Below are 8,082 nucleotides of genomic sequence, written 5' to 3'. Positions count from 1 at the left end.
GGTGTGCCCGGGGGCCGACTACTTCCTCACCTTGCTCGGCGCCGACGAGTTGCTGGCCGCGAGCGACCTCGTCGTCACCGGCGAGGGCAGCCTCGACGAGCAGTCCCTGTCGGGCAAGCTGCCGGTCGCACTTGCCCGGCGGGCCAGCCGACACGGCACGGCAGTGCACGCCGTGGCCGGCCGCTGCACGCTGGCCGCCGACCGCACCGCCCGCCACTTCCGTTCCGTGCAGGCCCTGACGGATCTGACCGACCAGGACTGTGCGGCCGACAGTGCCCTGTCCGCACGGCTGCTCACGCAGTGCGGACGGACCCTCGCCGACCGCTGGATCACCGGGTGCGCGGACGAGACGACGCCGGCGGATAAGTTGACCCTGTCCTAGGAGAGACCGATCGGGGGAGGCACGGTGGACGCCCGGCAGCTGGAGTACTTCCTCGCGATCGTCGAGCACGGCGGCTTCAGCAAGGCCGCCGCCGCCCTCCACGTGGCCCAGCCCTCGCTGTCCCAGGCGATGGCGAACCTAGAGGCCGACCTCGGTGTGGCCCTCTTTCACCGCGTGGGGCGCGGCGTCGTGCTCAGCGAGGCCGGCCAGGAACTGCTGGAGCCGAGCCGACGCGTGCTCCGCGACCTGGCCGCCGTACGCGACACCGCGGCCGCGCTCACCGGGCTGCACAGCGGCACCGTCGAGGTCGCCACCATGCCCTCACCCGGCATCGAACCGCTCACCACACTCATCCACCGTTTCGCCGAGCTGCATCCGTCGGTGACGGTGAGCACGCACGCCGCCTTCACCCCGGACGAAGTGCTGTCCCTGGTCCGCAGGGGCGCCTGCGAACTGGGCCTGCTCGGCAGCGCCGCACCCGTCCACCCGACCGGGCTGGATGTCCTGCACGTCGAGGACCAGCCCTTCGTGGTCGTCGCCGCACCAGGCGAGGCGATCGAGGACGACGTCACCATCCGGCCCGAGGATCTGGCCGGGCAGAAACTCATCGCCTCCCGCACCGGCAGCCTGATGCGCCACATCGTCGACGACATCACCGCGGGCGGCACCGACACCCAGATCGTGACGGTCGTCGACCACCGCACCTCGATCCTGCCGCTGGTCCTCACCGGCGTCGGAGTCGCCGTCCTGCCCTCCGCGTGGACCCGACTGGCCCGCCGCTGCGGAGCCGTTGTCGCCCCCATCGAGCCGACCGCCCACCTCCACGTGGCGATGGTCAGCCTCCCCGCGCACCTCACCCCGGCCGCACGCGCCTTCCTGGCCCTCACCGAGTCGCTCGCCCGCCGAAGGGCTCGCGACGCCTGACGCAGGACCGATCGGCTGCGCCTATACGTCGTATCGAAAGCACGTCTTGGACGCCGTACCGCCGCCCTGTGTTGACTCGAAAGCGATCCCACACAGCGAGCCGGAGGCACCCATGACCACCGCACCCCGCACGTTCCGTATCGCCGCCATCCCCGCCGACGGCGTGGGCAAGGAAGTCGTCGCCGCAGGGCGCGCCGTCCTGGACGCCCTGGCCGAGGACTCCGCCGGGGCCTTCGCGTTCGAGTGGCGGGAGTTCCCCTGGGGCTGCGAGTACTACGAGCGCACCGGCACGATGATGGACGAGGACGGCCTCGACCAACTCAAGGACTTCGACGCCATTTACTTCGGCGCGGTCGGCTGGCCCACCGTCCCCGACCACATCAGCCTCTGGGGACTGCGGCTGAAGATCTGCCAGAGCTTCGACCAATGGGCCAACGTCCGCCCGGTGCACTTCCTCCCGGGCGTCGTCAGCCCGCTCCGCAAGGCCGACGACACCGAGCTCGACTGGGTTGTCGTCCGCGAGAACAGCGAGGGCGAGTACGCGGGCCTCGGCGGCCGCAACCTCGGCGGCAGGGGACCGGGCGGTGAAGTCGCCGTCCAGTCCGCCCTCTTCACGGAGGTCGGCTGCGAACGCATCATGCGCTTCGCCTTCGACCTCGCCCGCAACAGGGCGCACAAAAAGGTCTCCTCCGTCACCAAAAGCAACGCCCAGCAGTACGGCATGGTGCTGTGGGACGACGTCTTCAAGCGGGTCGCTGCCGACTACCCGGACGTGGAGACCGAGAGCGTCCTGGTCGACGCCATGTCCGCGAAGTTCGTGCTGAAGCCCGAGGATCTCTCGGTCGTCGTCGCCTCCAACCTCAACGCCGACATCCTTTCCGACCTCGGCAGCGCCCTTGCCGGCAGCCTGGGCCTCGCCGCCAGCGCCAACCTCAACCCCGAGCGCCGCTACCCCAGCATGTTCGAGCCGGTCCACGGCTCTGCCCCGGACATCGCCGGCCACGGCCTCGCCAACCCGATCGGCGCGGTCGGCAGCGCGGCCCTGATGCTGGAGCACTTCGGCCTGCCTGACCAGGCGGCCCGCCTCAACAAGTCCATCGAGGCCACCACCGCGGTCGGCATCCTCACGCGCGACGTCGGCGGTACCGCCTCCACCGAGGACGTCACCAAGGCCATCATCGACGCCCTGAACGCCTGACGACGGCCGCAACGCGGCCGCTGAACCGAGAAGGAAGCCCGGCAGCGCGATCCCTACGGCGAGCGCGCTCCCGGGCTTCCTTCTCCGCAGGGAAAGCCGATCGGTTCGCGTGGCACGACGAGGTGGCCTTCGCGAGCGTGGTGTTGCCGGGCCGCAGTGATGTCGCGTCCCCATGCGGCGTTCTGGGAGCGGAACCAGACCGGATGTGGTCCTGGCCGATAAGGTCTCCTCCTCCCACGCGATCCGCGATCACCTCCGCAAACGCGGCATCCGGGGGAATCCCCGTCCCTTTCGAACGAGAATGCCTAGCCGTCGACCTCGTACTGGCCGACCTCAGGGAAGTAACGCAGCGCTTACGGGGTGTTGTCGTCCAGGGCCGCGCTCACCGCGGCACGCAGGGCGTCGCTGCTGTCGGGGGGCCGCGGCTGTACGTCGGCCCTGTACGGGAGCCGACCAGCCTGTGTTCACCGTCCGTCGATGATCCAGACCGCTCCTCGGGAATCGACCTCGGGCGCGCTACGGCACTGCAATGGTGACGCTCGGCTTCGACGGAACCCGTAGCTCGTCACCACGACGACTTCTGACCGTAGGGCCAGGCCCCGGCCCCGCGGAGCCGGGCGCTGTCGGTGCCTCGAATTGTGCTTCGAGGTATGAGCACCCCCTGCCCCCGTTGCGAAGGACGACGCCGCCCCTGAGCCGGCCCAACCCGCCGCTGCACCATTCGACGGCCAGGCTGGTGGACCGGCTGCGCGAGGCCGGATGGCACACCACCGAGGCGTGGACGCTGGACGCCGTCGCCTACGGTGCCGCCTCCCACCGCAAACGCCGCTTCATGGCCGCCTACCGAGGGGAGCGCCCGTTCGTGAGCCTCACGCAACCGCCCCGTTCCCCACCACCACGTTCGCAGAATGCGTCGGTTGGCCCAGAGGCCGCACCTACCTCACGCGCGGACACCGGCCCATCGACCCGGCCACCGGACGGGCCAAGGGCGGCGGCACGCGCAGCGCCGACCTGCCGGGCACGTGCGTCACCGCGACGATCTACGGGTGGGCGTGCGCCGAGACCGGGGAACGCATCACCCAGGAGGACATCGGCCGCCTGGTCGGCTTCCCCGGCGACCACCCCTGGCGGTACGTCCGCCGCGGCAAAGGCATCCGCAAGAAGGCCCAGCAGCCCGCCGACGCCGTCTGCCCCATGGTTGCGGCCGCCGTCTTCGGCCGCATCCTCGGCATCACCAACTGGGAAGCCAAAACCCGCACCTACGTCCACCACCTGTACGGGCTCCCTGCCCCGGTCTGCCCCGCGTCCGCGGGTTCACAGTGGCCTACGGCCTCCCCCTGCGCAGCGGATGACCGTCCGGTGGCCCCGGACCGGAGTACCTGAGGTCCGCGGCCACCGGTGCTTGCTCGGCTGCCGCTTGTTCGAGACAGCCGGTCGCGGCAGTAACCCCGGACCGGCCATGGTCGCTCCTTGCCGACCAATGCGGACTTGAGACGCCATCGACGCCATGACGCCGGCCAACTGAAAGGAGAGCCCTGTGGGCTACATCCTCTACCGTGACCGTTCCAAGCCCACCGAGACCGACGAGGAGATGTGGGACAGTCCCTTCAACACCTACCTAACTCGCGTCCGTCTCCGCCCCAACACCTGCACCTGCGACCTGTGGTAAGCGTCCCTGGGCGGCCGTCACGACGACTGGTGCCGCACCAACCGGATCAATTAATGACTATCCCTGAGATCGGTCACGCCTGTCCGCTGCCCGGGCAGGACCTCATTTGTGCTGCGGGCGCCCGCCCCGGGAGGTGGCCAGCCACCGCATCAGCAGCGACCCCGAGCAGGAGACCTGCCGGGAGCGTGAGGCGGTCCCGGGGCCCGGTGTCGGCCGGCCCCGGCTCGACCGCGCGTCACCCGCGGCACGGGGCCTCACACCACTTCCTGCGCTATTCGCATCTGGAACCGGGGTGAGGGCGCAGGCGAAGTCCCCTCCGAAGCGCTTGATCGAGTAACGGGTGTTGTCGTCGTGCTTCTGCACGTGGGTCTCCCCCAGAGAGCCCGGCGGTTCCGGGCGAACAGGCGAGAGATGCCGGTGTTCCGAGCGGCCGGCAGACACGTCCAGTAACTCGGGGGCGGACACGACGAGGCCCCCGCCGAACTCCTCGGCGGGGCCTCGCTCACCTCGTCGGTCAGGACGCGTATCGCATCACCGACGTCACGCGGCACTTGAGGCCGCTGGGTGCCTTCGACAGGCCCACGGCCTTCTCGTTGGCCTCTGGCCCGCAGCCAGGTTGTTGGCGCCGCCGTGCCCTCGCTGGACCGCGTCCCGGAGCCGTCGACGAACTCCACCTGGACGATGTAGCTGCTGACCTTGGAGCTGCGGTTCTCGATCGCCAGCTCGGCCTGCGGGAAGCCGGTCAGGTCGTCCGTCGGGCACCCGAAGGGGGAGTTTGTCGGCGGTTTGACCGATCCTTGGGCAGACGATGCCCCGCCGGAAACCGCGTGCGTCCGGCCTCCACGTGCAGGTGTCGTCTTACTCCAGCTGAAGATCGCGCTCTTCATGCCCGGCGGCTTGTCGCTGATGGCGGATGGCCTGGGACTCAGCCTGATTGCGGCGTCGCCCATGGCGGCCAATCGAGCACCTGGGCCGTGCCGTGGACGGCCCAGCCTTCTCACCGGGCAGGGTCAGTCAGCGGTCGAGGTCGATCGTGAAGCGCCTCATGCCCATACCGATCGTGTCGGCGTGGACCATGCCACGAGCCCGGTCGAATGCCCCGGTGCCGCCGGTGATCGCGTTGTCGAACGAAGGGGGAGGGCCCGGGTTGAGATTGCCGAAGACCATCCCCTGCACGGTGAGCTGGCCGCCCGGGAGGTTGTAGTTCACGACGCACACCTCTGCTCCGCCGTTGTCGACCCGGGTGGTGGTGCAGGTGCCGTCGGTTTCGCCGACGACGTGGTTGTCGTGCTTGTCCTTGAGGACCGAGCGGAAGACGGTCCGATCGCCCTGGGCGGCGGGGACGCCGCCGGGGTTGACGGGGAAGAACGTCTGCTGCGCGAGATGGCCGATGAGTGTGATGACCCGGTCTCCGGCCTTGGCGTGGGAGGAAGCGGTGTCCTTCGCAGCGGCGGCCGCGACAGGGGCGCAGGCGAGAAGGGTAACCAGCGCAGTGGCCGTGCCGAGACAGGCTGCCCTGATGGGGCGCATCGAGTTGCTCCTGAGGTTGATTTCATGGACGGTCAGGTGCTGCATTCATAACCTCGGCTCTGCCGCCGCCCGGAACGTCCCGGCGCGACCCACCGTCAGATCCGACCAGTCGGACCAACCCGCAACGAGAGACGGCCCAGCCGACCGCGCACTACGAAGATCACGGTCTCAGCTGGAGTACTAGGACGCTACGTCGCCGCAGCCGACCTTGATCTCTGCACCTGTAGCACGAGCCGCCCGCCACGGGGGAGTTACGGCGGGGGGCTTCGTCATGTCCGGGCATCCGCCCGGTAGCTCACCCAGACGCGGCGGACAGGAGCACGTCCACGAGCCTGTCGGCCGCGTCCGGACGGCCAAACGCACGGGCCCGCTCCGCCATGCCCCACCGAAGATCGGCGTCGGCCAGGAGCGGGCCCAGTGCTTCCCGCAACCGGCCCGCCGACACCTCGCCCTCCAACGCGACCGCCGCCCCGGTCTCCTGCAGACGCCGCGCGTTGTGCGCCTGCTCGTTGCCCCGCCGACGACGGCAGCGGCACGAAGATCGCAGGCTTGCCCAGCGCGGTCAGCTCCGCCAGTCCCCGCCCCGCTCCGCGACACCACCACGTCAGCCAGGGCAAGGACGTCGGGCAGCTCGCTGTTGATGAAGCCCGTCAGGTGGTAGCGGGCCGCCAGCTCGGCGGGGAGCCCTGCCGCCCGCTCCCGCAGACCCGCCTCGTTGGCCGGGCCGCACTGGTGCACCACGTTCGCCTGCTGCAGCAGCCACGGCAGCGCCTCGGCGACCAGCTCGTTGATCTGCTGCGCGCCCTGCGCCCCGCCCGTGACGTACACCGTCGGCAGCTGCCGGTTGAAGCCCCCCAGCTCCAGCGCCTGCACGGCCCTCGCCGCGGCGGCGCTCGGCCTCCCGCAGCTGATCCACCCGTCGATCTGCGCCAGGGCGGCCGTCGGGGGCGCCGTCCTCGCTCCGACCAGGTCGATCAGCCACCCATGCTGACGGACGCCGGCCCGCTGGCGCGGCCAGCCGCGCCTACTGGCTGTGGTCCCACCGGATCGCGTACAACGCCGTCGGAGTCGGCCGCGGGACGGGCTTGTCCCGGCCGGGCCGGGCGATGAACTGCGCGCCCTCGGCGGTGTTGGTCGTGGCGGTTCCGGTCAGGCGTCCCATTGGTCGAGGAGGACGTCGGCGAGGTCCAGGTCGGGTTCCGGGCCTGCGCCGTGGAGAGCCTGCTCGGTCCAGATGACCTTGCCCCGGGAGGTGTAGCGGGTGCCCCAGCGCTGGGCGAACCGGGCGACCAGGAACAGGCCGCGGCCGCCCTCGTCGGTGACCCGGGCCCGGCGCAGGTGCGGGGAGGTGCTGGAGCCGTCGGAGACCTCGCAGATCAGGCTTCGATCGTGCAGCAGACGCAGGTGGATGGGCTGGGTGCCGTACCGGATGGCGTTGGTGACCAGCTCGCTGACGATCAGCTCGGTGCTGAAGGCCATCAGGTTCAGGCCCCAGGCATCCAGCTGGTGGACGGCCTCGGAGCGGACGCGTGAGACGGCCGCCGGGTCGGCGGGCACCTCCCAGTCGGCGACCTGGCCGGGGTCCGTCAGCCTGGTGCGGGCGACGAGCAGGACGACGTCGTCGCTGAGGCGTTCGGGGAGCAGGGCGCCCAGGACCGCCTGGCAGGTCTCCTCGGGGGTGAGGCCGGGGCCGGAGCGGGCCAGGGCGTCTCGCAGCAGCGCCAGGCCGGTGTCCGGGTCGCGCCGGCGGTTCTCGACCAGTCCGTCCGTGAACAGGGCCAGCCGACTGCCCTCCGGCAGCTGAAGTGCGGCGGTTTCGAACGGGAGACCGCCGGCCAGTCCCAGGGGCGGCGAGGGGGATGTGTCGGGGAAGGTGACGGTGCCGTCGGGGCGGACCAGGGCAGGACCCGGGTGGCCGGCGCTGGCGACGCTGCACACCCCGGAGACAGGGTCGTAGATGGCGTACAGGCAGGTGGCCCCGGTGATGCCCACGCCCTCGTCGACGGTCCCGCCGGCGTCGGCCCGCGCGACCAGCTCGTCCAGGTGGGCGACCAGTTCGTCCAGGTGGGCCAGCAGCTCGTCGGGGGAGAGGTCCAGGGCGGAGAAGTTGTGCACGGCGGTGCGCAGCCGGCCCATGGTGGCCGACGCGTGCAGACCGTGGCCGACGACGTCACCGACCACCAGGGCCACCCGCGTGCCGGGCAGGGGGATCACGTCGAACCAGTCGCCGCACACGCCGGTCTGCGAGGGCAGATAGCGATGGGCCACCTCCAGGGCGGACTGCTCCGGCACCGCCTGCGGCAGCAGGCTGCGCTGCAACGTGACGGCCATGGTGTGCTCGCGGGTGTAGCGGCGGGCGTTGTCTATCGCCACCGCCGC

At 70.8% G+C, this 8,082-nt stretch carries 7 protein-coding genes and 1 pseudogene; 4 read left to right on the top strand and 4 right to left on the bottom strand.

Going from position 1 to position 8,082, the window contains the following annotated elements:
• The 4 genes from BZY54_RS44715 to BZY54_RS54905 all read left to right on the top strand — a co-directional run.
• Nucleotides 1–382: glycerate kinase (locus tag BZY54_RS44715; protein ID WP_143668286.1), on the top strand; the 382-nt coding region annotated here is incomplete at its 5' end.
• Nucleotides 383–406: 24 nt separating this feature from the next.
• A complete protein-coding gene (locus BZY54_RS44710; RefSeq protein ID WP_086731089.1) occupies nucleotides 407–1,306 on the top strand; it encodes a LysR family transcriptional regulator in 900 nt (299 codons plus the stop codon).
• A 112-nt stretch (nucleotides 1,307–1,418) separates the two neighbouring features.
• The gene (locus tag BZY54_RS44705; protein ID WP_086731088.1) at nucleotides 1,419–2,504 is read left to right on the top strand and encodes a tartrate dehydrogenase; all 1,086 of its coding nucleotides are present in this window, start codon (nucleotides 1,419–1,421) and stop codon (nucleotides 2,502–2,504) included.
• A 1,537-nt stretch (nucleotides 2,505–4,041) separates the two neighbouring features.
• Nucleotides 4,042–4,173: a hypothetical protein gene (locus tag BZY54_RS54905; protein WP_279634763.1), complete on the top strand. Its 132-nt coding sequence runs from the start codon at nucleotides 4,042–4,044 to the stop codon at nucleotides 4,171–4,173.
• 1,014 nt (nucleotides 4,174–5,187) lie between these two features.
• Here BZY54_RS54905 and BZY54_RS44695 read toward each other — a convergent pair.
• From BZY54_RS44695 to BZY54_RS44685, 4 genes and pseudogenes are all read right to left on the bottom strand, one after another.
• Nucleotides 5,188–5,703, bottom strand: a complete 516-nt coding sequence (locus BZY54_RS44695) for a hypothetical protein (protein WP_244217641.1) — start codon at nucleotides 5,701–5,703, stop codon at nucleotides 5,188–5,190.
• A 295-nt stretch (nucleotides 5,704–5,998) separates the two neighbouring features.
• A pseudogene (locus tag BZY54_RS44690) lies at nucleotides 5,999–6,582 on the bottom strand (UDP-N-acetylglucosamine--N-acetylmuramyl-(pentapeptide) pyrophosphoryl-undecaprenol N-acetylglucosamine transferase); the annotation flags it as partial.
• Between the two features lie 145 nt (nucleotides 6,583–6,727).
• On the bottom strand, nucleotides 6,728–6,865 hold the full coding sequence (locus tag BZY54_RS51340; protein ID WP_158104011.1) for a hypothetical protein: 138 nt from the start codon (nucleotides 6,863–6,865) through the stop codon (nucleotides 6,728–6,730).
• Nucleotides 6,853–8,082, bottom strand: a 1,230-nt coding sequence (locus BZY54_RS44685; protein ID WP_158104010.1) for an ATP-binding SpoIIE family protein phosphatase, incomplete at its 5' end; no start/stop codon positions are given. The genes BZY54_RS51340 and BZY54_RS44685, both read right to left, overlap by 13 nt.

The organism is Streptomyces carpinensis (assembly GCF_002154505.1).
GTDB classification, from domain to species: domain Bacteria; phylum Actinomycetota; class Actinomycetes; order Streptomycetales; family Streptomycetaceae; genus Streptomyces; species Streptomyces carpinensis.
This window is presented reverse-complemented; position numbering and strand designations above follow the sequence as displayed.

What these genes read in the sequence shown, in the direction of transcription:
- BZY54_RS44705 (WP_086731088.1), top strand. Translation starts at nt 1,419, where the DNA reads ATGACCACCGCACCCCGCACGTTCCGTATCGCCGCCATCCCCGCCGAC.
- BZY54_RS44695 (WP_244217641.1), bottom strand. Translation starts at nt 5,703, where the DNA reads ATGCGCCCCATCAGGGCAGCCTGTCTCGGCACGGCCACTGCGCTGGTT.
- BZY54_RS51340 (WP_158104011.1), bottom strand. Translation starts at nt 6,865, where the DNA reads ATGGGACGCCTGACCGGAACCGCCACGACCAACACCGCCGAGGGCGCG.